Source organism: Paraburkholderia elongata, from assembly GCF_013177735.1.
Classification (GTDB): Bacteria; Pseudomonadota; Gammaproteobacteria; order Burkholderiales; family Burkholderiaceae; genus Paraburkholderia; species Paraburkholderia elongata.
The window spans coordinates 1-25716 of record NZ_WOEZ01000007.1 but is presented as its reverse complement, the minus strand read 5'-3'; the positions used below and the strand labels follow the sequence as shown (position 1 = coordinate 25716).

At 63.3% G+C, this 25716-nt stretch carries 23 protein-coding genes; 9 read left to right on the top strand and 14 right to left on the bottom strand.

Going from position 1 to position 25716, the window contains the following annotated elements:
• Window positions 1-89: 89 nt before the first annotated feature.
• The 4 genes from glgB to GNZ13_RS01180 form a co-directional block, all read right to left on the bottom strand.
• Window positions 90-2300 (bottom strand): 1,4-alpha-glucan branching protein GlgB, encoded by a 2211-nt coding sequence (glgB, locus tag GNZ13_RS01195; protein ID WP_172159742.1) that lies wholly within the window; start codon window positions 2298-2300, stop codon window positions 90-92.
• Complete coding sequence (gene treS / locus GNZ13_RS01190; RefSeq protein WP_172159740.1) at window positions 2293-5739, bottom strand: maltose alpha-D-glucosyltransferase; 3447 nt, start codon at window positions 5737-5739, stop codon at window positions 2293-2295. The genes glgB and treS overlap by 8 nt, the downstream gene beginning before the upstream one ends.
• Complete coding sequence (locus GNZ13_RS01185; RefSeq protein WP_172159738.1) at window positions 5736-9179, bottom strand: maltotransferase domain-containing protein; 3444 nt, start codon at window positions 9177-9179, stop codon at window positions 5736-5738. The genes treS and GNZ13_RS01185 overlap by 4 nt, the downstream gene beginning before the upstream one ends.
• 369 nt (window positions 9180-9548) lie before the next feature.
• The gene (locus GNZ13_RS01180; protein ID WP_172159736.1) at window positions 9549-10211 is read right to left on the bottom strand and encodes a DUF1345 domain-containing protein; all 663 of its coding nucleotides are present in this window, start codon (window positions 10209-10211) and stop codon (window positions 9549-9551) included.
• 378 nt (window positions 10212-10589) lie between these two features.
• Between GNZ13_RS01180 and GNZ13_RS01175 the strand changes: the two genes are divergently transcribed.
• From GNZ13_RS01175 to GNZ13_RS01160, 4 genes are all read left to right on the top strand, one after another.
• Window positions 10590-11261: a sugar dehydrogenase complex small subunit gene (locus GNZ13_RS01175; protein WP_172159734.1), complete on the top strand. Its 672-nt coding sequence runs from the start codon at window positions 10590-10592 to the stop codon at window positions 11259-11261.
• A gap of 177 nt (window positions 11262-11438) precedes the next feature.
• Window positions 11439-13040, top strand: a complete 1602-nt coding sequence (locus GNZ13_RS01170) for a GMC family oxidoreductase (protein ID WP_172159732.1) — start codon at window positions 11439-11441, stop codon at window positions 13038-13040.
• 20 nt (window positions 13041-13060) lie between these two features.
• Window positions 13061-14488 carry a cytochrome c gene (locus GNZ13_RS01165; RefSeq protein ID WP_172159731.1) on the top strand — a complete coding sequence of 476 codons (1428 nt, stop codon included), beginning with the start codon at window positions 13061-13063 and terminating at the stop codon, window positions 14486-14488.
• 148 nt (window positions 14489-14636) lie between these two features.
• Window positions 14637-15374 carry a metallophosphoesterase gene (locus tag GNZ13_RS01160; protein WP_172159730.1) on the top strand — a complete coding sequence of 246 codons (738 nt, stop codon included), beginning with the start codon at window positions 14637-14639 and terminating at the stop codon, window positions 15372-15374.
• Window positions 15375-15399: 25 nt separating this feature from the next.
• On the opposite strand, the gene GNZ13_RS01155 is transcribed toward GNZ13_RS01160, so the two are convergent.
• Both GNZ13_RS01155 and GNZ13_RS01150 read right to left on the bottom strand, forming a co-directional pair.
• The gene (locus GNZ13_RS01155) at window positions 15400-16101 is read right to left on the bottom strand and encodes an RES family NAD+ phosphorylase (RefSeq protein ID WP_172159729.1); all 702 of its coding nucleotides are present in this window, start codon (window positions 16099-16101) and stop codon (window positions 15400-15402) included.
• Window positions 16098-16535, bottom strand: a complete 438-nt coding sequence (locus GNZ13_RS01150; protein WP_172159728.1) for an MbcA/ParS/Xre antitoxin family protein — start codon at window positions 16533-16535, stop codon at window positions 16098-16100. Before GNZ13_RS01150 ends, GNZ13_RS01155 begins: the two co-directional genes overlap by 4 nt.
• A gap of 112 nt (window positions 16536-16647) precedes the next feature.
• Between GNZ13_RS01150 and GNZ13_RS01145 the strand changes: the two genes are divergently transcribed.
• Window positions 16648-17289, top strand: a complete 642-nt coding sequence (locus GNZ13_RS01145; protein ID WP_172159727.1) for a hypothetical protein — start codon at window positions 16648-16650, stop codon at window positions 17287-17289.
• 39 nt (window positions 17290-17328) lie between these two features.
• Here GNZ13_RS01145 and GNZ13_RS01140 read toward each other — a convergent pair whose 3' ends face one another.
• Genes GNZ13_RS01140 through GNZ13_RS01130 form a run of 3 tightly spaced genes read right to left on the bottom strand, consistent with a single transcriptional unit; the run spans window position 17329 to window position 18877 of the window.
• Window positions 17329-17730 (bottom strand): DUF2442 domain-containing protein, encoded by a 402-nt coding sequence (locus GNZ13_RS01140; RefSeq protein ID WP_172159726.1) that lies wholly within the window; start codon window positions 17728-17730, stop codon window positions 17329-17331.
• A complete protein-coding gene (locus GNZ13_RS01135; RefSeq protein ID WP_172159725.1) occupies window positions 17727-17969 on the bottom strand; it encodes a DUF4160 domain-containing protein in 243 nt (80 codons plus the stop codon). Before GNZ13_RS01135 ends, GNZ13_RS01140 begins: the two co-directional genes overlap by 4 nt.
• Before the next feature lie 56 nt (window positions 17970-18025).
• Window positions 18026-18877, bottom strand: coding sequence for a LysR family transcriptional regulator (locus GNZ13_RS01130; RefSeq protein WP_172159724.1), 852 nt, complete (start codon window positions 18875-18877; stop codon window positions 18026-18028).
• 100 nt (window positions 18878-18977) lie between these two features.
• On the opposite strand from GNZ13_RS01130, the gene GNZ13_RS01125 reads away from it, so the two are divergent.
• A complete protein-coding gene (locus GNZ13_RS01125) occupies window positions 18978-19361 on the top strand; it encodes a tautomerase family protein (protein WP_172159722.1) in 384 nt (127 codons plus the stop codon).
• An 82-nt stretch (window positions 19362-19443) separates the two neighbouring features.
• Entirely contained in the window at window positions 19444-20280 is an 837-nt protein-coding gene (locus GNZ13_RS01120; protein ID WP_172159720.1) for a TOBE domain-containing protein, read from the top strand.
• A 76-nt stretch (window positions 20281-20356) separates the two neighbouring features.
• Here GNZ13_RS01120 and GNZ13_RS01115 read toward each other — a convergent pair whose 3' ends face one another.
• From GNZ13_RS01115 to GNZ13_RS01100, 4 genes are all read right to left on the bottom strand, one after another.
• Window positions 20357-21058: an ATP-binding cassette domain-containing protein gene (locus tag GNZ13_RS01115; RefSeq protein ID WP_172159718.1), complete on the bottom strand. Its 702-nt coding sequence runs from the start codon at window positions 21056-21058 to the stop codon at window positions 20357-20359.
• 1 nt (window position 21059) lies between these two features.
• Window positions 21060-21734: a molybdate ABC transporter permease subunit gene (modB, locus tag GNZ13_RS01110; protein WP_172159716.1), complete on the bottom strand. Its 675-nt coding sequence runs from the start codon at window positions 21732-21734 to the stop codon at window positions 21060-21062.
• Window positions 21735-21752: 18 nt separating this feature from the next.
• A complete protein-coding gene (gene modA, locus GNZ13_RS01105; protein ID WP_172159714.1) occupies window positions 21753-22523 on the bottom strand; it encodes a molybdate ABC transporter substrate-binding protein in 771 nt (256 codons plus the stop codon).
• 169 nt (window positions 22524-22692) lie between these two features.
• Complete coding sequence (locus GNZ13_RS01100; protein ID WP_172159712.1) at window positions 22693-23394, bottom strand: phosphatase PAP2 family protein; 702 nt, start codon at window positions 23392-23394, stop codon at window positions 22693-22695.
• A gap of 357 nt (window positions 23395-23751) precedes the next feature.
• Between GNZ13_RS01100 and GNZ13_RS01095 the strand changes: the two genes are divergently transcribed.
• Window positions 23752-24945, top strand: coding sequence for an extracellular catalytic domain type 1 short-chain-length polyhydroxyalkanoate depolymerase (locus GNZ13_RS01095; RefSeq protein WP_172159710.1), 1194 nt, complete (start codon window positions 23752-23754; stop codon window positions 24943-24945).
• A 107-nt stretch (window positions 24946-25052) separates the two neighbouring features.
• Window positions 25053-25229 (top strand): DUF3563 family protein, encoded by a 177-nt coding sequence (locus GNZ13_RS01090; protein WP_081833034.1) that lies wholly within the window; start codon window positions 25053-25055, stop codon window positions 25227-25229.
• Between the two features lie 123 nt (window positions 25230-25352).
• Here GNZ13_RS01090 and GNZ13_RS01085 read toward each other — a convergent pair whose 3' ends face one another.
• Window positions 25353-25586 carry a TspO/MBR family protein gene (locus GNZ13_RS01085; RefSeq protein ID WP_236001757.1) on the bottom strand — a complete coding sequence of 78 codons (234 nt, stop codon included), beginning with the start codon at window positions 25584-25586 and terminating at the stop codon, window positions 25353-25355.
• Window positions 25587-25716: the final 130 nt, after the last annotated feature.

Genomic DNA, 25716 nt, shown 5'->3' with positions numbered 1-25716 from the left:
TCCTTGTTCTGTTTTATGAACGCTATCGTGGGACTTCATGCGACGAGCGCGCGGCCTTCTGGCCGCGCGCTCGCCTTACAACCCATCCCTCAATCCGCGCGTAAAACGATCGTCGCCAAAGGCGGCAACGTCAGCGCAGCGGAATTCGGCCAGCCGTGGCTTGGGATGTTGTCGGTATGGATCAGCCCGCCGTTGCCCATGTTCGAGCCGCCGTATACGCCGGCATCCGTATTCAGCACTTCCACCCAGCGGCCGCCGCGCGGCATGCCGATCCGGTATCCGACCCGAGGCACCGGCGTCATATTGCACACGACGACGAGTTCGCGGCCCTCGCCATCGGTGCGGCGGTAGGCGTACACGCTGTTGCCGCTGTCGTCGCCGACCAGCCATTGGAAGCCGCCCGGCTCGCTGTCGAGCCGATGTAGCGCAGGCTCCTCGTTGTACAGATGGTTCAGGTCGCGCACGAGCTTCTGCACGCCGTGATGGTTCGGATCGTCGAGCAGATGCCAGTGTGGTGACGTGTCGTGGTTGAACTCGGCCATCTGGCCGAATTCGCCGCCCATGAACAGCAGCTTCTTGCCGGGATGCGTCCACATGAAGCCGAAGTACGCGCGAAGGTTGGCGAACTTCTGCCACCGGTCGCCGGGCATCTTGCCGAGCAGCGAGCCTTTGCCGTGCACCACCTCGTCGTGCGAGAGCGGCAGCACGAAGCGTTCGGAATACGCGTACACCATCCCAAACGTCATCATGTGGTGGTGGTATTGGCGGTGGATCGGGTCCTCTTCCATGTAGTGCAGCGTGTCGTGCATCCAGCCCATGTTCCACTTGAACTGGAAGCCGAGGCCGCCGTCTTCGACCCGCGCCGTCACGCCTGGCCACGCGGTCGATTCTTCTGCGATCGTGATCGCGCCCGGTACGCCCGGCACATAGCCGACTTCATGATTCAGCCGCTTCAGAAACGCGATCGATTCAAGATTTTCGCGCCCGCCGTAGATATTCGGCACCCACTCACCGGGCTCGCGCGAATAGTCGCGATACAGCATCGAGGCGACCGCATCCACGCGCAGGCCGTCGACGTGATAGCGCTTCAACCATGCGAGGCCCGATGCCACCAGGAACGCGCTCACCTCGTTGCGGCCGAGGTTGTAGATCATCGTGTTCCAGTCCTGGTGATAGCCTTCGCGCGGATCGGCATGCTCGTAGAGCGGCGTGCCGTCGAAGTCGACCAGGCCATGCGCGTCGTTCGGAAAGTGCGCCGGCACCCAGTCGAGAATCACGCCGAGGCCGGCCTCGTGCGCCTTGTCGACGAACATGGCGAATTGTTCGGGCTTGCCGAAGCGCGCGGATGGCGCGAACTGTCCGAGCGGCTGATAGCCCCACGAACCGCCGAACGGATGCTCGGCAATCGGCATGAATTCGACGTGCGTGAAGCCCATGCTTTTCACGTAAGGAATCAGCCGCTCGGCGAGTTCTTCCCAGGTGAGGCCGCGCTGACCTTCTTCGGCGACACGCAGCCACGATTCGGCATGCACTTCGTAGATCGAGATCGGTGCGCGCGGGGTTTGTTTGGCGGCGCGCGACTGAATCCAGTCGTGGTCGGTCCACGCAAACTGCTCGATCTCGTCGACATGCGCGACCACCGACGCAGTGCCTGGCGGCTTTTCCGTTTGCATGGCGCACGGATCGGCTTTTAGCGGCAGCGGATGGCCGTCACGGGCAAGCATTTCGTACTTGTAGCGCGTGCCCGGGCCGACGCGCGGCACAAACAATTCCCATACACCGGCCTGATGACGCAGCCGCATCGGATGGCGGCGCCCGTCCCACGAATTGAAGTCACCGACCACCGACACGCGCCGCGCGTTCGGCGCCCATACGGCAAAGCGCACGCCTGGCACGCCGGCCACTTCCATCGGGCGCGAGCCGAGGCATTCGAGCACCGCGTATGGGTCGCCGCCGGCGAGACGTCCCAACGGCTCGTCGCCGAGAATGGGGCCGAACGAATACGTGTCCTCGATTTCCTGCACCGTGCCGTGCCAATCGATGCGCAGGCGATAGGGCGCCACCGACGTGACGCGACCGGCAAACAGCCCCTGCCTGAGTTGTTCTAGTTCGCCGAGCGTGGAGCCATCCGCGCGGGAAATCACAGTGACATGCGAGGCGTTGGGCAACAGCGCGCGCACCACCGGACCCGTATCCGTCTGATGCATGCCGAGCTGTGAGAAAGGATCGGGATGACGCGCTTCAATGAGCGCGTCGATATCCAGCGGTTGGAGGCCTGCGGCCGGATCATGCTCACTCATAGTCGCCCTCGGCCGGATCAGGCGATGCGTGGGTTGATGGATCGTGCTGCGAGTGGCCGGTGTCGCCAAGCAGCCGGCTGGTGAGCGCGGCGAGGCCGCGTACCGGCAAACTGAGCCACGTCGGACGATTGGCCGCTTCGTAACGGATTTCGTAGGCGGCTTTCTCGATCAGGAACAGATCGAGCAAGGCCTGTTCGGCTTCGGGCGCCACCAGCGGCGTCGGCGAATCCGCGACGGCTGCGCGGTATTCCTTCAGGAACGCATCGGTCGCGTGCGCGCGGAAACGCTCGAAGAGCGTGCGCTTGCGATCGGCGGTCTGCGGCGGCGCGCTTTCCATCGTGGACTGCGCCGCGGCGCTCGCATAGGACAGTGAGCGCATCAAACCGGCCACGTCGCGCAACGGGCTCGATTTCTGGCGCCGCTCCTCCAACGTGCGTGCGGGCTCGCCTTCGAAGTCGATCAGATACGCGTCGCCCTGCGCGACCAGCACCTGGCCCAGATGGAAGTCACCGTGAATGCGCGTGCGCAACGCCCCCGCGTCGCCGGAGACCAGCTTGTTGACGGCTTTAACGAGCGCGGCGCGGCGGTCGATCAGGCTTTGCGCCAATGCCTGGGTGTCCGGGTCGCTCATCTGCTCGATGCGCGGCGCGAGCAGATCGAGCGCGCTGGCGAGCATCGATTGCGTGCCGTCGACCCACGCCTTCACCTGTTTGGCGCTGGCGGGTTCCGGCGCGAACGCCGGGTCGTCGGAGGGCGACGCGAGCGCCACGTGCAATTCACCCAACCGCTTGCCGATGGTGCCGGCCAACGCGCTGTAGCCTTCCATGAGAATCGCTTCGTCGTCGCGGTCCGCCGCTTGCGCTTCCGTATCGACGGCGATGGCGAGTTCGTCCACCGAGCGGCGCAGATAGTCGAGCGACCAGTTCCAGGCGTCTCCCTGATTGTCGATATAGCCTTGCAAGATTGCGAGTGTATGCGGCACGCCTTCGGGATCGACGCGCACCACTTCACCATACAGCGGCGCAGTGTTCGCGTAGCCGAGCTGGGTCAAATAACGGCTGATTTCCGCTTCCGGATGAATGCCGCTCACCAGACGCCGCACGAGTTTGAGCACCGCGGCATCGGCAATGATCAGCGAGCTGTTGCTTTGCTCGGCCGCCAGCCAGCGGACCTCGGGCCGCTCACCGAGATCATCGAGTTCGGAGAAACGTTCGGTCGGTATGAACCTGATTTCGCTCTTCTGTACGGTCGGAAAAACAGCGCGTTCGCGCAGCTTGCGCAATACGCCATGCGCGAAGATCGGCAGTGCAAACGCGTCGGTCAAGTGGCCGACGTTGCGGCCACGGCGCACGCGCGCGAGTGCCAGTTGCATAAACAGCGGCGTCGTGGTTTCGCCGCCCCACGTGATTGCGATTGGCACGACGTACCGTTCAGTATGATCGCCCACGTCCGCTTCGATCTCGGTGAACGCGAAGCCGCCGTTGGGGATCGTCGTCAACGCGGCGAGGCGCACTGCATGCATCTTCTGATCCTTCGAGGCAAACCAGCGGCGCCGGCTTAACCACGACGGCAGCACTTCGGATTCGAGCAGGCGCACGTTCTCCGGTGTCGGGCCGACCTGGCCCTCGCGGATCACGATGGTGACGAATTCCGGTAGCGGCTCCGAATGCGCCTGCGCCCATGTCGGACGCTGGCTGCCCGGGCACAACATGAACCACAGGAAGCCGTACGGCGGGAAGGTCAGCAGGTAAGTGAGCTGGCCGATCGCCGGAAACACGGAATCCGCGGTCATTTCGATCGGCACCGTTCCGTTGAACTCAGACAGATCGAGTTCAACCGCTTGCGGTGCGCGCGACAGATTTGCCACGCACAGGATCGGCGGCTCGTCCGGCATTTCGCGTAGATACGCGAGAATCTTGCGGTTTTCCGGCTTCAAGAAACGGATCGTGCCGCGTCCGAAGGTTTGTTTCGCGCGGCGCGTGGCGAGCATGCGCCGGGTCCAGTTCAACAGCGAGTGCGGGTCGCGGCTTTGCGCTTCGACATTGACGGCGTCGAAGCCGTACAACGAACCCATCACCGGCGGCAGCACCAGTTGTTCAGGATCGGCGCGCGAAAACCCGCCGTTGCGATCCGACGACCATTGCATCGGCGTGCGTACGCCGTCGCGGTCGCCGAGGTGGATGTTGTCGCCCATGCCGAGCTCGTCGCCGTAATAGATCACAGGCGTGCCGGGCATCGACAGCAGCAGCGAATTGATCAGCTCGATGCGGCGGCGGTCGCGCTCCATCAGCGGTGCGAGGCGGCGGCGAATGCCGAGATTGAGCCGCGCACGTCGATCGCTCGCATAGGTGTTCCAAAGATAATCGCGCTCGGAATCCGTCACCATTTCGAGCGTCAGTTCGTCGTGATTGCGCAGGAAAATCGCCCACTGGTTCGTTTCCGCGAGGTCCGGCGTCTGCCGCATGATGTCGGTGATCGGAAAGCGATCCTCGCTCGCGATCGACATATAGATGCGCGGCATCAGCGGGAAGTGGAACGCCATGTGGCATTCGTCTTCGTCGCCGAAATATTCCTTCACGTCTTCCGGCCACTGGTTCGCTTCGGCGAGCAGCATGCGGTTCGGATACTCGGCGTCGATGGTCGCGCGGATCTTCTTCAGCACCGCGTGCGTTTCCGGCAGGTTCTCGTTGTTGGTGCCTTCGCGTTCGACCAGATACGGCACCGCGTCGAGCCGCAGCCCGTCGATGCCCATATCGAGCCAGAAGCGCATCACTTGCAGCACTTCTTTCAGCACGGCCGGATTGTCGAAGTTCAGATCGGGCTGATGCGAATAGAAGCGGTGCCAGAAGTAAGCGCCCGCGACCGGATCATGGGTCCAGTTCGACGGTTCCGAATCGATAAAGATGATCCGCGTTTCCTGGTACTTCTGATCGGTATCCGACCACACATAGTAGTTGCGATGATTCGACCCCGGCTTCGCGCGACGGGCGCGCTGAAACCACGGGTGCTGATCCGACGTGTGGTTGATCACCAGCTCCGTAATCACGCGGATGCCGCGTGCGTGCGCTTCCTGAATGAAGCGCTTCACGTCGGAAAGCTGACCGTAGTCCGGATGCACATTGCGATAGTCGGCAATGTCGTAGCCGTCGTCGCGGCGCGGCGACGGATAGAACGGCAGCAGCCAGATCGCATTCACGCCGAGTTCGGCGATGTAATCGAGCTTCGCGATCAAGCCGGGAAAATCGCCCACGCCGTCGTTGTTCGCGTCGAAGAACGACTTGATGTGCACCTGATAAATGATCGCGTCTTTGTACCAGAGCGGATCGTCGCTGAGCGCGGCGGGTCTGCCGCGCCGCGACGTCCGCGCTTTCGCCGCGCCGCCGGCGGTTGTGCTCGCATGGGCCTGCGACGTGCTTTGGGCCGGATCGTCACGCTTCATGTCGCACCTTCCAAAAAGGTTAGGTTGCCAGCGTCGTCTGCGTGATCGTCGCTGTCGGCATCATCCGGGCGTTCAGCGGGCAAGCCGCCGAGCGGCGCGATGCGCCAGATCGAAAACGGCTGGCCCGAGCCGAGCCGGATGTGCTGCCAGCGGCCGTGCCATTCGAAACGCGCACCGGTCATCTGATCGGTCACTTCCAGCGCGCCATGGTCGTGCAGATTCCATCGATGGAAAGTGTCCCACGACAATTCGATATCCGCGCCTTGTTCGTTGAACGGGTCGAGATTGATCGCCACCAGGATGACGTTGTCTCGTGCTTCGGTCGCCTTTTCGAAGAATAGGATGTTGTCGTTGTGCGCGGTGAGGAACGTGAGACCGAGATGCGTTTGCAGCGCCGGGTTCGCGCGGCGAATCCGGTTCAACGCACTGATCTCGCCGACAATGTTGCCGGGCCGGTGCCAGTCCCACGCGCGCAGTTGATACTTTTCGGAGTCGAGATATTCCTCGCTGTTCGGCAGCGCGGCGGCCTCGCACAATTCGAAACCGCTATACACGCCCCACAAACCGGCGAGAGTGGACGCGAGCGCCGCCCGAATCAGAAAGCCCGAACGTCCTGACGACTGCAAATGCCGCGGGTTGATGTCCGGCGTATTGACAAAGAAATTCGGCCGGTAGAAATCACGCGCGTTGGTTTGTGTGAGCTCGGTCAGGTACTCGATGAAATCGCGCTTCGACTCGCGCCACGTGAAATACGTGTACGACTGCGAGAAGCCGATCTTGCCGAGGCGGTTCATCATGCGTGGCCGCGTGAAGGCTTCGGCGAGGAAGATCGTGTCGGGATAGCGCGAGCGCACATCGTCGATCACCCATTCCCAGAACGGCAGCGGCTTGGTGTGCGGATTGTCCACGCGGAAAATGCGCACGCCGGCTTCGATCCAGAACAGGAATACGTCGCGTAGCGCGAGCCACAAATCGGGCTTGGCGTCGTGCGCATAGAAGTCGGGATTGACGATGTCCTGATACTTCTTCGGCGGATTTTCCGCGTAACGCAGCGTGCCGTCGGGGCGCCAGGCGAACCACGTCGGATGCTCCTTCAGCCACGGGTGATCCGGCGAGCACTGGATCGCGAAGTCGAGTGCGATCTCGAGGCCGTGCGCGTGGGCGGCAGCCAGCATCTGCTTGAAGTCGTCGAGCGTGCCGAGTTCGGGATGCACGGCGGTGTGACCGCCTTCGGCCGCGCCGATCGCATACGGGCTGCCTACATCTCCCGGTTGCGCGTTCAGTGTGTTGTTGCGGCCTTTGCGGTTCGCCATGCCGATCGGGTGGATCGGCGGGAAGTACAGCACGTCGAAACCCATGTCGCGGATGCGCGGCAGCTTTGTGATGACGTCAGCGAAGGTGCCGTGACGCGATTCATCGTCGCTCATCGAACGCGGGAAGATCTCGTACCAGCTGGCGAAACGCGCGGCGGTCCGTTCGGCGTCGATCTTGTAGACGATTGGATCGCGGCTCAGGAACGGGCGATGGCGCGCGGCGGTTATCGCCTCCGCGGTGGCCGGCTCGAGTAGCAGCGCGAGCTTCGTTTCGGCGTCGGCCTTGGTGAAGCGCTTGACGATATGGTCGAGCGGCTCGGTCACGGCGCCGTCCGCGGTTTCCACCTCGGCGAGCACCAGCGCGAACAGATGCGCGGCTTCCTCGAGTTCGAGTTCGACGGTTTGGCCCGCTTTCAGCTTCTTCTGGATATGCTCGACTAGCGACGCGAAATCGTCGCGCCATGCGATAACCGTGAACTCGTGACGGCCGAGGCGCTCCAGCGGAATGCGCGCTTTCCAGATATCGAGGCCGGCCGGTTGTGCCGGGCTCATCGGCACTTCGTGCCACGCGGTTTCGTCGGCGGCGCGCCAGATGACGGCGGCGGCGATCTTGTCGTGACCTTCCGCGAAGATCGCGGCGGTGATTTCGGCGCGCTCGCCCACCGAGCGCTTGGCGGGAAAGCGTCCGTTATCGACCGAGGGCGTCACGCTTTCGATCGCCACGCGCGGCGCGTTGATCGCTTCGAGCACGGTCTTGTGGCCGCTGTGCTTGCCGCTCGCCTTGTCGATCGGCGGCGCGAGACGGATCGGTTCATCGGCGACCCCGCGGAACAAACTGACTGCGCCGGGCGCGAGCGTGAACGGCGTCAGCGTGGCGGGCGCGGCATGCCCTGGCGCGTCGAGCTGGACGAAGCGCGTGAAGTTGCCCGGTACGCCCGTGAGGAAGCGGGCGGGATCGACGCGCACAGGCGCACCGAGTTCAGGATTGATGGCGATCAGGATCGCTTCGCCGGCATCGCGCAGATCGGGTGTGTCGGCGCGCAGCAACACCGCTGCGGGCGCGCCGGGCCCGCTTAGCGGGCGCAATTCGCCGTTGGCGTGCAGCGTCTTGGTATTGCGAACCATCTCGTTCGCGTGGCTGATCCGTTCCGAGAGATCGAATGGCTTCGACCGGCAGGCGAGGGCGAACTGCGCAGCGTCGCCGCGTGTCTGCGACATCGGCTCGGCGATGCCGTATTCGAAGCCCATCGGCATCATCCAGCCGGTGCCGGTCGAGGCCGACGCGAACAGTGCGCGCCGGTAGGCCCGCTCGACGATGGCGGCGTCATGCGCATCGCTGAGATCGGCGGCGAGGCGGGTGCCGTAAGGCGCTTCGGGAAAGGCGATGGGTGCGGCAACGCGGGCGAGGGCGGCATGCTCTTCCACCATCCAGCTGGCGCGGAAGTCCCACCAGCGCACCGACGAGAACACGCTGTCGAAGCCCGCGCCTTCGAGGCCGAGCAGATCGCCACGGGCGAGACCCGGCGTCGCGGCGAGGAAACGCACTTCAGGATGCTGCGCGCGAACCGCGTCGCCGAGTTGCCGCCAAACGGCGGCCGGCACGCGATGCGGAGAATCGAACCGGAAGCCGCCGACCCCCGCGTCGGCCAACGCCAGCAGTTGCTGCGTCCACCAGGCGACTAGCGCAGCGCGGCTGGCGGCGTCGTTGAAGTTGGCATACGCGACGTTGTCCTCGTGATGCACGTGGCGCGGATCGAGCCGCGCCTCTTCAGACTCGAATGGGTGGAACCAGCCGGCATGTTCGGCGTACAGCACGCCATCGGCGGCCATCCGGTCGATCACCAGATCGACCAGCAAGGCCAGACCGTTCTGGCGGGCGGCGTGCGCGAGCGTGCGGAGCGCTGCCGTGGCAGGTTGCTGAGTCTCGAACACCGGATGCAGCCGGCCGTGGTTGCCCACCACCTGTCCGTGACCCGCCCGGCCCGGCTCGAAAATGCCGCCGATCAGCGCGTGATCGAAGCCGAGTCCGGCTGCGTGAGCGAACTGCGCAGGCCATGCATCGAGCGGCCCGACGAGAAGTGAATGGAAAAAGTAAATCCGCGGCGCGTACCCGTTTGGAGATTCCATCGGTCTTTTCCAGATTCGTCCTGCTGCGGTGTGGATGCAATTGACATGCGATCACAGCGCTCATTGGGCTTCCAGAGCCGGATACCGCGCGATGCGTGAAGCGAGGGCGCGTACTGGTCAATGTAGTGCAAAGATCGTCACGCCGCTGGCCAGTAGGGGGTGCTTTGACGCCAGGCGCGGATGGCACGGGGGCCGGCCAGAACTATTCGCAAAATGCAGCAAACGTTGTGCCAGTGCACTTTGGACTGAAGCGAAGGGGGACCCGTGCCCTGTGGGAAGGGCGGAGGGATGGCCGCCAGGGGCGGAGTTGCCCGTGGGGGCGGACGGCCCGCGTGTAAAACGGGCGGGCGTCGCCCGGGTTTTACACGGCTAGGAGCCGAGCAGGCCCGCTGCGATGTTCACGCACAAGCCGAGCACGGCGACGTTGAAGTAGAACGAGAGGATCGACTGCGCGAGCGCTGCGCGACGAATCGTGCGGGAGCGCAGTACGACGTCCGAGGTTTGCGAGGCGACCGCCATGGTGAACGAGAAGTACAGGAAGTCCCAGTAGTTCGGTTGGAGCTTGTGGTCGGGAAACAGCAGCGCAGTCTCCGTTGCATCCTCGTCGTAGTAAAGCCGTGCGTAGTGCATGGTGAAAATGGTCGGGATCAGGAACCACGCGCCGAACATCGTGAGGCCGGTCAACAGGTAGTGCCACAGCGTCGACGCGCCGGCCGTGCCCTTCGCCGAGGCCAGTTCGAGCACGATTGCGGCAATACTGGCGATCGTTGCGACGCAGATCACGACCAGCACCACACCCGCGTTTTCATCGTCGCGCCGCGAGAATTCGCGGACCCGGCCTTCGTCGGCGGCGGCCATGTGCACCCAGATCAGCGCGAGATAGCTCCACACCGCAGCGTCCCAGCCGACCAGTACACGGACCATGGGGCGAGCGTGTTCGGGGAGCACCAGCGCGGCCACGAGGCCGACGGCGAGGCCAATCAGCATGCGTGGTCGATTGCGAAGAACCTGCGGATAATATTTTGTGAGCATGGGATCAAGAGTGGAGGGCCGTCTGTGTCGCGGATTCTACTCGCGCTTCGGGCACCATTTGTCGAACGGGTGAATCACAGGCTATAGTCTTTCGCAACGGCCTTGCGCGCCGCTTTCAGTTGAAAGGCGATTGGCAGGCGGTACGCTTTTCGCCTTGCACGCCGCACACTGAAGCTGTTTCACAAGGCTGTCATCAGCACAACGTAATGCGGCTCGCATCGGAATCATGCAGCCACACAAGACCGCTTAAGCGGCGCCAGACTAGGTTTGGGGTAGAGAAATCGACGTAACGCGCGACGCAACGCGCAAGCGGCATCACGCCACGGCCGCGTTGCCCGTTGAGAATGACTCACGATCGACTCACCATCTGGAGCCCCCATGACAGATGTTCTTGAGAATAAGGATGCGCACCACGAAGTGACGCATTCGGCCGGGTTTTCGTCGTTAACTTCGCCTTCGCTGCCTTCTTCATTACCTTCTTCGGTGAGGTCGTCGCAGTCGCCTTCGCTTCAATCCTTTCGTTCGTTTTCGTTCTCGGCTTCACGCAGGGTATGGGTGCTGGGCGCATGCGCCGCTGCCGCCGCGCTCGCGTTTGCGGGCGCGGGCCGCTCGCTCTCGTGGATCGCTCCGGCGTTCGCCGATGCGCCCGCCGGCGGCGGACTCGATGCCTTCCTCGCGCTCTCGCAACGTCTCACCGGTCGCACGGGCTTCGACGCCGTGCTCGGCAAACGTGTCTACGACGCCCTCGCCAAATCCGACAGCCAGTTCTCCCAGAACGTCGCCGCGCTCAACACGTGGCTGCAAGGTCATGGCGGTGTGCCGTCCGATACCGTCACGCAGGCATTGCAGGCCGATCAGCCGGCGCTCGCCAAGTCCGTGAGCGCGATCATGCGTGCGTGGTATCTCGGTCTCGTGGGTGACATGCCGCATGTCGACGTGGTCGCTTATGAAAAAGCGCTGATGTTCGAGCCGGTCAAGGACGTGCTGACAATTCCGTCCTATTGCCGCGACGTGCCGTTCTACTGGACGCAGAAGCCGGTGACCGCCTGAACGAGGTTTCCTCTCGCGCGTGCCGTAAAGCCGTAGCGTCGTAGCGCCCGATTGAGTCGTTCGACGAAACGCCGGCACGCGAGCCCAGCAAGCAACGATAAGCCGGCACAACCATCGTGCATGGGACCAGAGTTGGCGCTTTAGCGCCAACTCTGGTCGACACATAAGAGGGCAACAATGGCAAACTCAAATTCCGCCGACATCGTGGTGGTCGGGTCGGGCGTGGCAGGTGGGCTGGTTGCACATCAGATGGCGTTGGCCGGTGCATCGGTGATTCTGCTCGAAGCCGGGCCGCGTATTCCGCGCTGGCAGATCGTCGAGAACTTTCGCAACTCGCCGGTCAAGTCCGACTTCGCGACGCCGTATCCCTCCACGGCGTACGCGCCGCATCCCGAGTACGCGCCCGCGAACAATTACCTGATCCAGAAGGGCGACTATCCGTACAACTCACAGTATGTGCGGCTGGTCGGCGGCACGACCTGGCACTGGGCGGCCGCTGCGTGGCGGCTGTTGCCGTCGGACTTCCAGTTGCACAAGCTGTATGGCGTGGGACGTGATTGGCCTTATCCGTATGAAACGCTGGAGCCGTGGTATTTGGCGGCTGAAATGCAATTGGGCGTTTCCGGGCCGGACAGCACGATCGATCTCGGTTCGCCGCGCTCCAAGCCCTATCCGATGAGCGCGTTGCCGCTGTCGTACATGGATCAGCGCTTTAGCGACGTGCTCAACGCACAGGGCTTCAAGGTGGTACCCGAACCGGTCGCGCGTAACAGCCGTCCGTACGACGCGCGGCCCACCTGCTGCGGCAATAACAACTGCATGCCGATTTGCCCGATCGCGGCGATGTACAACGGCGTGGTGCATGCGGAGAAGGCCGAACAGGCCGGCGCGAAGCTGATTCCCGAGGCGGTCGTGTACCGCGTCGAAGCGGACAACAAAGGGCTCATCACGGCAGTCCACTACAGGGACCCGAACGGCAACAGCACACGCGTGACCGGCAAGCTGTTCGTGCTCGCCGCGAACGGCATCGAAACGCCGAAGCTGATGCTGATGTCGACTACCGACAAATTCCCGCACGGCATCGGCAACAGCTCCGATCAGGTGGGCCGTAACCTGATGGACCATCCGGGCACGGGTGTCATCTTCCTCGCCAATGAACCGCTTTGGCCCGGACGCGGGCCGATGGAGATGACCTCGATCGTCAACTTCCGCGACGGCGCGTTCCGCTCCGATTACGCGGCGAAAAAGCTGCATCTGTCGAATGGCGTGCCGACCATGAGCGTGACCGCCGATCTGCTGAAACAAGGCCTCACCGGCGCCGAGCTCGACCGGCAGATTCGCGACCGCGTGTCGCGCACGCTGAATATCAACAGCTTTCACGAGCATCTCCCGGAGCCGCAGAACCGCGTGGTGCCCTCGGCGGATCACAAGGACGCGCTCGGCATTCCGCAGCCCGAGATCTACTACTCGATCAACGACTACGTGAAGAAGAGCGCGGCGAACACGCATGAACTGTATGCGCAGATCGCCTCGCTGTTCCGCGGCGCCGAGGTTTCGTTCGACGATACGTTCGCGCCGAACAACCACATCATGGGTACCACCATCATGGGCAGCGATCCTGGGGATTCGGTCGTCGACGCCGACTGCCGCACGCACGATCACTCGAATCTGTTCATCGCCAGCAGCGGCGTGATGCCGACTGCTGCCTCCGTGAATTGCACGCTGACGATCGCTGCCTTGTCGCTGAAACTGGCCGACAAGCTCAAGCGTGAAATCTGAGTCCTGAACGGAGAGCCACAATGACGAAGAATATCTCTCACGTGCAGCCGGCCGATGCGCTGGTCCAGAACACACGTCCTCGTCGCTTCCGGGTGGCGACGCTGGCGACCGTCTTTTCGCTGTTCGCGCTGTATGTCGCCTGGCACGAAGTGCATGGTCCCGCTGCGCGACATAACGACGAGCTGCCGATCACGCAGGCCCGCGCGGACGACGCCTCGCAACCGGCCGATGCGGCGGCCACACCGACGGCGGTGGCCAGCAGCGATCTCGTGAAACGCGGTGAATATCTTGCGCGCGTCGGCGACTGCGCCGCCTGCCACACGGCTGACAAAGCACGCCCGTTTGCGGGCGGCCTGCCGATCAACACGCCGGTTGGCACGATCGTGACACCCAACATCACGCCCGATCCAGACACCGGCATCGGGCAATGGAGCGACGCCGATTTTCTGCGCGCGATGCATGAGGGCGTCGGCAAGAGCGGCGAGCGGCTGTATCCGGCCTTCCCGTACGTGGAGTACACCAAGGTCACTGATCAGGACGTGCTGGCGATTCGCGCGTATCTGAACACGCTGACGCCGATCCACTATGCACCGCCGAGCAATACCCTGAAATTCCCCTTCAACCTGCGCTGGCTGATGGTGTTCTGGAATCTGTTCAATTTCGACGAAGGCCGCTTCGTCCCCGACCCGAAGCAAAGCGCCGAGTTGAATCGCGGCGCGTATCTGGTCCAAGGTCTCGCGCATTGCGAGGAATGCCATACGCCGCGCAATTTCATGCAGGGTTTGAAGATGAGTTCGCGCTTTTCCGGCGCGGTGCAGGCCGGCTGGCATGCGTACAACATTACGCCGGACAAGAACAGCGGCGTGGGCAACTGGAGCGATGACGAACTGGCGGCGTATCTGTCGACCGGCGCGGCGCCCGGCCGCGCCAATGCGGCGGGCCCAATGGCCGAGGTGGTGACTGACAGCACGCAGTATCTGACGCGCGAGGACGTCGGCTCGATCGTCACGTATCTGCACTCGGTTCCGCCGATCAACGGCGGAGAATCGCGGCCGCGCGACCAGTGGGGCAATCCCGCCGTCGACGACGTCACCGCGTTGCGCGGCACCACGATCAATGCGGTGAACGGTGCGCAACTGTTCATCGCCAATTGCGCGACGTGCCATAACTGGACCGGTCAGGGCGTCGGCGCAAGCGAGCCGGGCGCGTATCCATCGCTGATCCACAATTCGGCGGTCGGCGCGAGCGACGCCAACAATCTGGCGATGGTGATCCTGCACGGCGTCAGTCGTACGACGAAACAGGCTGACGTGCTGATGCCCGCGTTCGGCACCCAGCTCACCGACGATCAGGTGGCGGCTATCACCAACTACGTGACCAAACAGTTCGGCAATCCTCAGTCCACGGTGACAGTGGATCAGGTGGCCAAACTGCGCGCACAGCAATAAATACTGCGCGGACGGTGCGTTTTCCGGTAAGTTCTGCCGGGGACGCGCCGTTTTTGCGTCGTTTCTACGTCATTTCGATGACGCGGGGCACCACGAAAAGATGGGCAACGCGCATACGCACTTGCGCATGCCGCACTATCATGAGCGCATGGCTTCCGTACTCGTCAACCCCGTGCAGCATCATTCGGCCAATCCGAGCGGCCGCGACTTTGTCGTGGGCGATTTGCATGGCTGTGTCGATGCATTGCGCTATCTGCTGCGCGACATCGCGTTCGACCCGGCGCGCGACCGGCTCTTTTCGGTCGGCGATCTGGTGGACCGCGGCGAACATTCCGAGCAGGCTTTGACCCTGCTCGACAAGCCGTGGTTTTACGCGGTGCTCGGCAATCACGAAGACACCTTGTGCGCTGTCGCCGATGGGCGCTTGCGGCGCCAGTGGTGGTATGGAATCGGCGGGATATGGGCGGCGAATGTATCCGACGAACGCTTGCAGCAGTACGCCGAACTGCTGCGGCCACTGCCGCTCGTGCGAGTGGTTGGCAGCGGTAAGGAGCGCTTCAATATTCTGCATGCAGAATTTTTCGGCTCGGATGCCGAACTCGACGCCGGGAATTTTTCCGCCGAAACGCGCCAGCAATTGCTGTGGGGGCGCGATCTGGCCTTGGGCAACGGCGATCCGCAGCGGCAGCGCGGCCTTTCGCTGACTTATTGCGGCCATACACCGATGCGCGACATCCAGCAGATCGGCTCACAGGTGTTCATCGACACCGGCGCATTCGGGCCCGGCGGCAAGCTGACGATTGTCGAGCCTCAGGCATTGCGGCGCTGGTCGATCTCGGTCGAGGCGGCGCGGGAGAGCGGGGCGGCGGCGCTGGCTTTGCCTTGATTGTTTCGAGCTTGTTTCGAGTCTTCTAGCCCACCTGATTGAGCTCGAACACCAGATCGATGCGCGTGCCGTTCCAGTTGTATTCCAGATACGCCGCGTGATGGCAGTCGCGCAGCAGCGTGGTTCTGAACGCAGCGAGGCACTCGCCTTCATCATCTCGCACCGATGGATACACGATGCCCGGCGCACCGGCCTCGCGCACGGTACGGCCGAGCGATTGTCCGGCGAGATAGTCGTCGGGCGACAGGACCGCCAGATCGAGCGATTCGTCGCTGCGGATATCGACCACGTTGCCTTGCGCCACCACGGTGTAGAGGCGCATCTGCTGCCGCATGGGTGGCTCGGCGGTCGCCTCCAGAAATTTCCCCGTGTGATAGCGCGTCTCGGCGATCGCAGTAGCCCGCGAGCGGGCGCAATAGAACACGCCATACGTGCCGTCCGAGAAGCGGCTGCCGAGCGGATTCAAGTGCGTCAGTGCGGCCATGATCGGTCCGTATCCCGGGCCGAAACGGCGCTCTTCGCGTGGTATGAGATCGAGTTCGCCGACTTCGGTGCGTAAGCGGTCGTTGGTCATCGCTTCGAGCGCGTAGAGGGCGTCGAAATCTTCCGGCGATGCGACCCGGTCGAACAGATTGACGGCCGGAAAGCGCGTCGGAATCACGCGATACGCGGGCGACCAGTCGAGCGGCGCGCTGCGCCAGCGGTCCTGCCAATGCGGTTGTGTCACGCCCAGCCGCCTCGCATTGCGTCGAGATACTGGCGCACGGCCACGAGATCGCTAATATTGCCGGCCAGCATGCGGTCCAGCGCGCGGCGGCCGCCGAACGGCGGCGCGCTGTTGGGGCGCTTGATCCAGGTGTCGGCGGCGCTGGGCTGTGGCAGCAGGATTTGCAGCGCCTTATAGATGCCAAGCAGCAGCGACAGGCGTTCCAGCGTGTCGCGCCCCAGCCGTGCTGTCTGCGGTGCGGATTTCCATTTGAAGTAGGTGGAGCGGCCCGGCGAGCCGAGCAAGACAATCTGCTCTTCGGCGCTCAAGTCCCAGTCTCGCGCGATGTTGAAGAACGCGCGCAGGCCTGCCGCCGACATTTCCGTGAGCGTGGGTTCCGAAACCGGCCGGCGGATTGGCGGTTCGGGCTGAGTGGCGCGGGCAGCGTGAGCCATGAGTGGGTAAGTCCTTATCTGTACTTGAAATTGATATTAGTCTAAAAATGGATTTTTGCAAGAGAATATAATCCCGGCTCGTTATGAAGCCGAATATCAGGAGAAGCAGGAGATGTGGGTTCGAGCAGTAGCAACGGCAGTTGCAGTGTGGTGTGTGTCCGGTGCGGCAATGGCTGCGGGTTATGCGGAAGTGTGGAATCCGCCCGAGTCGATCGGGCATGCGGCGAAGCACGCAAAGAAAACGGCGGGTGCCGCCAAGGTTAAGTCTACCGCCGGCGCGAAGGCAGGTTTGAAGCACGCGGCGAGCGGTCAGCATGGCGCGCAGCGGGTTGCGTCGGCGTCGAAGAACGGTGCCCGGCCGGCAGTGCACGGCGGCGTGAAGAAGGTCGCGGCAGCGCATGGCGACGTGAAGAAGGTTGCGGCTAAGAATGTTAGCCACGGCGGCGTGGTCAAGAGCGCTGGCAAGCCTAAGTCGAAGCCAGCCCCAGCCGTAGTGGCGCAGGTTAAAAAGCCGCACGCACAAATTGCTCAGGCGAAACCGGGTCAAGGCAGGATCATGCACGCCAACCTGGTTCAAGGCCATACAGCGCATGCCCATGTGGTCAAGGTGGCGGCGAAAACCGGCGCGGCCAAACCGGCTGTCGTCCACACGAGCGCGCCTGCCAAGGCCGCAAACGTAACGGCGAGTCCCGCGGCCGCAACCGCTAATCAGGCTACCGCCAGCAGCGGCTCGTTGCCGCCGATCCTCCACTGACCTCCGGTTCAGGCGGCGCGCACTTTGGGGTGGTAAGCCTCACGCAGCCTTTCGCGGACGGCCACCTTTCTTGCCGTTCTCGCGGGCAGCCGCCGATTTCGCCTCGGATTTCACGCTACCGCCGCTGCGGCCGATATCGCGCATCCATGCTTTCGAGCCGAATACACCGTCGATAAGGCCATGCACCGACACCACGACGTCGAGCGCCGGAAAAACGAGCGCCGAACCGAGACCGAAAATCTCAATCGAGCGCAAATCCGCTGCCGACGCGTTGTGCAAACCCTCGATATAGGCGACTGGCACCAGCAGCGAAATGTCATTGGTCAGTGTGATTTCGAGCCGCTTAGTGCGCGGCTTATAACATGCGCTGCGCGCGGCGGGACGCTTGGCGGTTTCGGCGCCGCGTTCCCGCGCGAGCCGCCATTCTTCGCTGCTGCTCATGAGTGGATTCCTTTCCATGCGGAGCACAGGAACGGCACCATTTCGTTAATGCGTTTTGCCAGTCGGCGCGCTTCGCGTTCTGAATACCCTCGAGCCTCGCGGATGGAAACCGGGCCGTCGGGACAATTCAAGATAAAGATAATCTCACCATCCGGACCGAGAACATGAACATGAGGCGGAGCGTGATCGTGAGGGTAGATGACCACGATCAGCCCGTCGATCCGGGCAATGATGGGCATAGCGGCCATTATATACCGTAGCCGCTTAGGTTTTTATGGCGAAGCGTCCTAATGTCTCAACCGCTTGCCAACCCGTTCGTCACCAACCGTAATGTCTCCACCGACCGCTTATCCCTCACCCGCGAATGCAAGGTCACGCGCGATTCCGGCAGCGGCGGCAAACCCAGCCGCGCGCCGACATCGACCAACCCTCGCGGCGCCACTCTGCGCGCCAACGGCGACACCGCCAGACCGGCCGCGACCGCGGCGCCGACCGCCGCCACACCGCCGCCGACGAACACTTCCTGCCATGCAACCCCCGCCTCATTCAGCGCGTGCAGCGCGACGTCGCGCACATTGCATGGCGGACTTAGCAGCGCCAACGCCAACGGCTCGCCGATGCGCGGCAGCCATTCCGGCGTGGCGAGCCAGCCAAGCGGCTCGCTGAAAAGCACCTGTGCGTCGTCACGCGGCGATTCATCGGCGCCATAGCGAACGACCACCGCGTCGAGGCGCCGTTCATCGAATTGCGCGAGCAGCGCTGCCGACGTGCCCATATGTAATTCGACCACCAGACCCGGATCGTGCGCGTTGAGCCGCGCAAGCAACTGCGGCAAGTTCGCTCCCGCGACATGCTCGCTCAGCCCCAGCGTGAGCCGCCGACGCTCCACCGACAGCGAGCCCAGCGCCCGCTCGTGCGCGCTCAGCAGATCGCGGGCCGCGCCAAGGAACGCATTGCCGTCCGCGGAAAGACGCACGACGCGCGGCGTGCGCTCCACCAACTGCTTGCCGAGGTGCGCCTCCAGCCGCTTGAGCTTCAGGCTGACGGCCGATTGCGTGGTGTCGAGCGCGTCGGCGGCCCGCGTGAAGCTGTGCAGATCGGCGACCAGCACGAAGGCGCGCACCGCATCGAGATCGAGGACTTTCATTTCAGTTGAATATGGATGAAATAACCAATGATATCTGTTAATTATGACTGAGCCCGCCTAAGCTGTGTTTACCCAATCAAAGCAACCAAGGAGTTTCACCATGCCGCTCACACGAATTGCATTGCGCGCCGGCAAGCCGGCCGAATACCGGAAGGCGCTGACGGACAGCATTCAGCGTTCGCTGGTGGACACGTTCAATGTGCCGAAAGACGACATCTTCATGCTCATCACCGAGCACGAAGCCGCCAATTTTGTGTACGACAAGCAATATCTGAACGTGCAGCGCAGCGACGATCTGGTGCTGATTCAGATCACGCTGAACAACACCCGCACGCTCGAGCAGAAAAAGGCGTTGTACAAGCGCATGGCGGATGAACTGGCAGAGTCGCCGGGACTGCGACGAGAGGATGTGTTCATCAATCTCGTCGAGGTGCTGAAAGAGAATTGGTCGTTCGGAAATGGGATCGCACAGTACGCGGTTTGAGCGACTGACGAATGCGATGGGGGGCGCTGCGTCGCTATAATGGTTCGCTGTCCTTTCCTAACCCACCGCCCCCCCTGCCGCCATGACATCCGACCGCACCGATCCGCCTCACGAAGCCCTTGAACTCGGCGGCTCCGTCTGGTTTCAGGCCGGCGCGCAAACGCTCGGCGGCGCGTCGCGGATTGGGCTGCTCGCGGCGATCGGCGAGACCGGTTCGATCACCAGCGCGGCGAAAGCCGTCGGCATGAGCTACAAAGGCGCGTGGGACGCCGTCGACACGATGAACAACCTCGCCGGCGAGCCGCTCGTCGTGCGCTCGACCGGCGGCAAAGGCGGTGGCGGCACGACGCTCACGCCTCGCGCGGTGAAGCTGATCGATACGTTTCGGGCGGTCGAACGCGAACATCGGCGTTTTCTCGAACGCGCGGGCGCGGCGATCGAAGGCTTTGCCACGGATTGGGATCTGATCGGCCGCATCGGCGTGAAAACGAGCGCGCGTAATCAGCTTTATGGAACGGTGTCGGCGATCACGCGTGGGACGGTCAACGATGAAGTGTCGCTGGCGCTGCCAGGCGGCCATACGATCGTCGCGGTGCTCACGCATGAAAGTACCGAGACGCTGGGGCTCGTGAAGGGGGTGGCGGCGTTCGCGTTGATCAAGGCGTCGTGGGTGGTGCTGCTCGTGGAGAACGAAAGCGGCGCGCCGCTGAAACTGTCCGCGCGTAATCAGTTGCGCGGCACCGTGCAGAGCGTGAAGCGCGGGGCTGTTAATGCGGAGGTGTCGTTGGTGCTGGACGGCGGCGCGGTGATTACCGCGGTCGTCACGAATGAAAGCGTCGATACGCTCGGCCTTGTGGAAGGCGGGATCGCGGTCGCGGCGTTCAAGGCGTCGAGTGTGATTCTTGGGGTGAAGGATTGAGTACTTTACGGCTATAGGGCTGCGAGAACTGTGAAGGTTCTGAGGGTTTCGAGGACCCTGAAGGCGCGCGCTGACGTTATGGCACGCTGCGCTCGTACCCGGCGAACGCATGGTTCTCACGCACACAACCATCGCTGACCTGCACGACCTGATCGCCGAAGGCGGCGACATCGTCGGGGTCGTGCGTGATCAACACCATCGGAATATCGAGCCGCGTCTGCAGGTCCGACAGCTCGCGCCGCATGCGCTCACGCAGCGCGCTATCGAGCGCGGAAAACGGTTCGTCTAGCAACAGCAAGCGAGACTTAGCGACCAGCGCTCGCGCCAACGCCACGCGCTGCTTCTGTCCACCCGAAAGCTGCGCCGGATGATTCCCCGCGACGCTTTTCAACTCGAGCGCATCGAGCCAGTAGTCGACTTGCGGGTGCGAGATTCGCGCGCGCGGATTGAGCCAACCCGGCTGCAAGCCGAAGCCAATGTTCTGCCGCACGTTCAGATGAGGAAACAGCGCGTAGTCCTGGAACAGATACGCGATCTTGCGCGCTTGCGGTTTCAGATCGATGCCCTGCGTGCTATCGAATAGCGCGTTGCCATGCAACGCAATCGTGCCCTCGTCGGCACGCAGCAGGCCGGCGATGGCTTGCAAGGTCAGACTCTTTCCCGCACCGGACGGCCCGAACAGCACGACGCGCTGCGTGGTCGCCTTGAACGAGACGTCGAGCGTGAAGCGGCGTTCGGCGCTCTGGAAGGTCTTGCGGATGTCGACGGCGAGCGGCATGTCAGCGGGACGCCAAAATCGTGTGCTGCGGCACCAGACGGCCCGCGAGCAACAGAATCACGACGCACGTCACCGAAGTCACGAGCACGAGGAGCGTGGCGGTGCTGTCGTCACCGGCTTGCACCGCTGAGTAGACCGCCACCGAAAGCGTTTGGGTGCGCCCCGGCAAGTTGCCCGCGATCATCAGCGTCGCGCCGAATTCGCCCAGGGCGCGCGCGAACGCCAGCAGACCACCGGCCAGGATGCCGCGCGCCGCGAGCGGCAGCGTCACGCGAAAAAACACCGCCGTCTCGCTGACGCCCAGCGTGCGCGCGGCACGCTCCAGTTGAGGATCCACCGCTTCAAAGGCGGCGCGCGCCGACTTTAGGACGAGCGGAAACGCCACCACCGTCGACGCGATCACGGCACCCTGCCAGGTGAACACCAACTGGATATCGACGCGGTCGAGCCAGGCGCCGATCACACCGCGCCGTCCAAGCAGCACGAGCAGGTAGTAGCCGAGCACCGTGGGCGGCATCACGAGCGGCAACATGAGCAGCGAATCGATCACGTCGCGCGCGCCCGAGCGCCAGCGCGACAAACCGAAACCGGCCGCGACGCCGAACACCAGATTGAGCGCGGTGGCCCAGCCCGCCACTTTCAGCGACAGCAGGAGCGGAATCCAGGCCTGTTGCATGAGCGTGCGGTAGCTAAGTTAATGCGCGGGCTTGAAACCGTACTTCGCGAGCACGGCCTGGCCGGCCGGCGAGAGCACGAAGTTCATGAAGGCCTGCGCGTCGGCCGCGTGACGGCTGCCTTCGACCTGCGCGATCGGATAGGTGATCGGCGTCTGCGTCGGCACGTTCATCGCGACCTTGACCTTGTCCGGCATGACCGCGGTGTCGGTGCTGAACACGAAGCCGGCGTCGACTTCGCCACGCGACACGTAGTCCAGGCTCTGGCGTACGTTCGATGCCAGCACGGCCTTCGCGTTGACCGCGTCCCACACGCCGGCGGCTTGCAGCGCGCCTTGCGCGTAGCGGCCGATCGGCACGGAAGCCGGATCACCGTAAGCCACACGCTTCACATTCGCCGACGCCAGATCGTTCAGCGAGGCCGGCGCGAAATGGCTGTCGGCCGGCACGATCAGCACCAGCGAATTGGCGGCGAAGTCGCGGCGCGTGGCCGGCACGATCACTTTTTCCGCGGTGGCCTTGTCCATCGCTTTCTGATCCGCGGAGGCGAACACGTCGGCGGGCGCACCCTTGGCGATTTGCTGCATCAGCACGTCGGACGCGCCGAAGTTCAGCAGGACCTTGGTGCCGGGGTGCTGCTGTTCGAAGACCTCGCTAACTGCTTTGAAGGCGTTGGTCAGGCTGGCGGCGGAGACCACGAGTTCGTCGGCACGTGCGTTGGCGCTGGCGGCAACGGAGATGGCGCTAGCGATCAACAGCGCATGTTTCACAAGGCGGCGAGACAGTGTCATGAAGGCTTGGATGTCCGGCATGGGCCGGAGCGGCGGGTTAAAACGCTATCGTAATATATGAAAGGTTATAACGATACCCATGACGATTATTCAGTTGCGCGCATAAGGCGGCGCGCGGATCGACGAGCGAGGGCTTCAGTTGCCGAACGAGCAATCGGTTGGGTGTGCTTCAGATGTCGGAGGAGTGCGGCGGCGTAAGCGTGTTGAGCGTCTGCGACAGCGGCGCCGTGGCGGGACGTACGTCACGCACGGACCTCCACTTGGCGCGGATGAACGGTCGCTCGTGACCGGACACCTTCAGCGCGATATGCGTGACCCAGCGTTGCGTCGGCACGTGCACGCCGTGCATCAGCACCGCGAGGATCATCAGACTAGCGGTGACGGGCAACACCGACAATCGGCCCGGCTCAAGATTCCACGCCATGCGCACGAAGACCAGCGCCGCCAGCGCGCCGACCAGGCAGCCGGTGACGGCTTCAGACGGCGAGTGAGCGCTCAGCACGACGCGCGACAAGCCGACCGCGATGCCCGCGGCCAGGCCCAGTATGACGCCAAGCAGACGAATTGCCGGACGCGCTGGCAGCAACATCAGGAACAGCGCGACCGGATAGACGGCGGTAGACAGCATGGCGTGACCGCTCACGCCGGTGAAATCCAGTTCGCGCACGCCGACGCCCCAGCCGAGGAAGGCCAGCTTGGTCACGGTCACTACGCCGATAGCCGCGCCAAGCAGCAGCAACCAGCCGGCAGCCATGCGCCACGTGTAGCCGACCGCCAGCCAAAGTGCGATGGCGAACGCGAGCGGCAGCGTCATGCCGGCGCCGCCGAGGCTGGTAATCGAATACCACAGATGGACAGGTAAATCGGGCATGGCAAAAGTGCGACCAAGGCCGCGTAGAATCGGGTTGGTAATGGTTTAACGCGCGAACAGCGTGAGTCGCCGACGCCGCAAAGGCGTATTCCGAAATTATTTACCCGCCAGTATAGACGGGTGCTTCGGGCCAGACTTGCCACGCGCCAGGCTTTTTGCGACGGGACGTTGGCTGGCGAACAAGCTTTGCAAAGATTTGACGTTGTTGTTGCTGCAAGGTTCGCCGTGCGGAAAATTCGGTGCTCGACAGTGGTTCGGGCTTCCAGCATCGCATGAGGATTGGTGTTATTGTGCATTGCACAACAAAGCGTCGTTCTATCGAACGACACCTGTCCCTTTTTGCGAGGTTATCCGCCGATGGCAAAAAGTCTATCGAAAATCTGGTTGCGCGGTCTCAAGCGGCTGCTCGCCATTCAAACCGAGCCTGCCCACACCACCAAGCGCGCCGCCACGCGGCCGGCACGCGCTGCCACCAGCAAGCCTTCGGCCAAGGTCCGTCCTGTCAATCCGGCGGCCGCGCTACGCGCATCCGCAAAACGCGAGGCGCCGCGCGCTGCCCCACGGGAATCGCGGGTTCGTCCGCGTGCTTCGGCATGGGCGAGCGGTTCATGGACGCGCTCGTTCCATTCGGCGCCCGCCGCGCCCGGGCGGCTCGTCAACCATCTTCAGTACGGTTTGTATATCCCGTCCGGCCATGCGCACGAGGCGATGCCGCTGGTGGTGATGCTGCACGGCTGCACCCAGTCGATTGACGAATTCGCGGCAGGCACGCGGATGAACGTGCTCGCGGACCGGTTCGGCTTCGCCGTGGTTTATCCGGAACAGTCGAAGCACGTTCATTCGCATCGCTGCTGGCATTGGTACGACGCCAGCGACAGCGCCGGCGGCGCTGAGACGCGCGCGGTCGTCTCGCTGGTGGATTCGCTGGTTGCCGAGCATGGCTTCGACAGCGAGCGCGTGTATGTCGCCGGAATCTCCGCCGGCGCCGGCCTGACGGCGCTTCTGGCCGCCAACTATCCGGAGCATTTCGCGGCGGTCGCGTTGCATTCCGGCCCCGCTTTCGGGGAGGCTCGCTCCGGCATTACGGCGATGGACGTGATGCGACGCGGCGCGCGCCGCGAGCCGGCCGAGCTGGTCGACGAACTCGTTAATGTGGCGGAATACCCCGGCATGCCGGCCATCATTCTCCACGGCGACACCGACCACGTGGTCGCGCCGGTCAATGCGGACCAGTTGGCGGTGCAGTTTTCCCGCCTGAACCGGATCGTCGACAAGAACGGGGCGCGCAAATCCGGTGAAGTCAAGGAAGAGCGCAAGGGGGGCGTGGTGACGCGCGACTACATGCGAGGCGGGCGGCGCGTGGTGCGGCTGTGCCGTGTGCAAGGGCTCGCGCACGCCTGGAGCGGCGGCGACGACACCGTACCGTTTCATTCCGCCAAAGGTCCAGACGCGAGCGCCATGGTGTGGGAATTTTTCAGGCATCAGCGCCGCACGGGCGCCGGCCGTATCGCTGAAAGCACCGCCACAGAAGCCTCGGCGGACGCACGATGAGGTTGGAGCAACACTTCGAAATGAGTATTGGCGCAATTCTAGGGTTTTCCCTATAATTGGGGTTATCCCTTAGGCGTTAACGCCTAAACTCATTGTCGAGGTTGACCATGTATCTGCTTAGCCGCCTGTTTCTGTTCCTGACCAAATCGCCCGATCAACTCGCGAAAGAACGCGCTGACGCCTTCCTCGCAGAAGCAACCGATCTGTACGATCTGGAATTCCGTATGCGCAAGCTGGACCGTGAGGCGACCACCCGCCATCCGTCGTGGATGAGCCAGCACTAAGCTGCGCGAGTTTGAAGCATCGGCGCGTATTGAAGGACGCCGGTGTTTGGGTGAGGCACCCAAGTTGTGCAGGCCGAAAAGCGGCTACATCCAGGCTGCGCTGAACAGCAGTTGAGCTGCCCATCAGACGATCGCGGCACTCAGGCCGTCGCGTTTGCAAGCGCGCCAGGCGGCAATCGCCATCAGTACATAAAGCACCGACCACGCCGGCGGAAATACCCAGTTCGGTGGTTTGAACGCAGGCCTTTGCAGTGCCGCGTACCAGGCATCGGGCAGAAACCGGCTCGCGACGAACGCTGCAGTCAGCGTTAGCCCGACTTTCGCTATTCGCGCCTGAAAGCCACCGTTTTTCGCCATTTCCTGACCCGACCGCAGTCGTAAGTCCTTGATTTGTTGTGTGGTGGTGCGCGGGGGACGGCGAAAATCGCTTGTAGTGAAGACCTTGGTCCTTGGCGTTGCGGCAGCGTGTTCCTACACTGTGCGCATG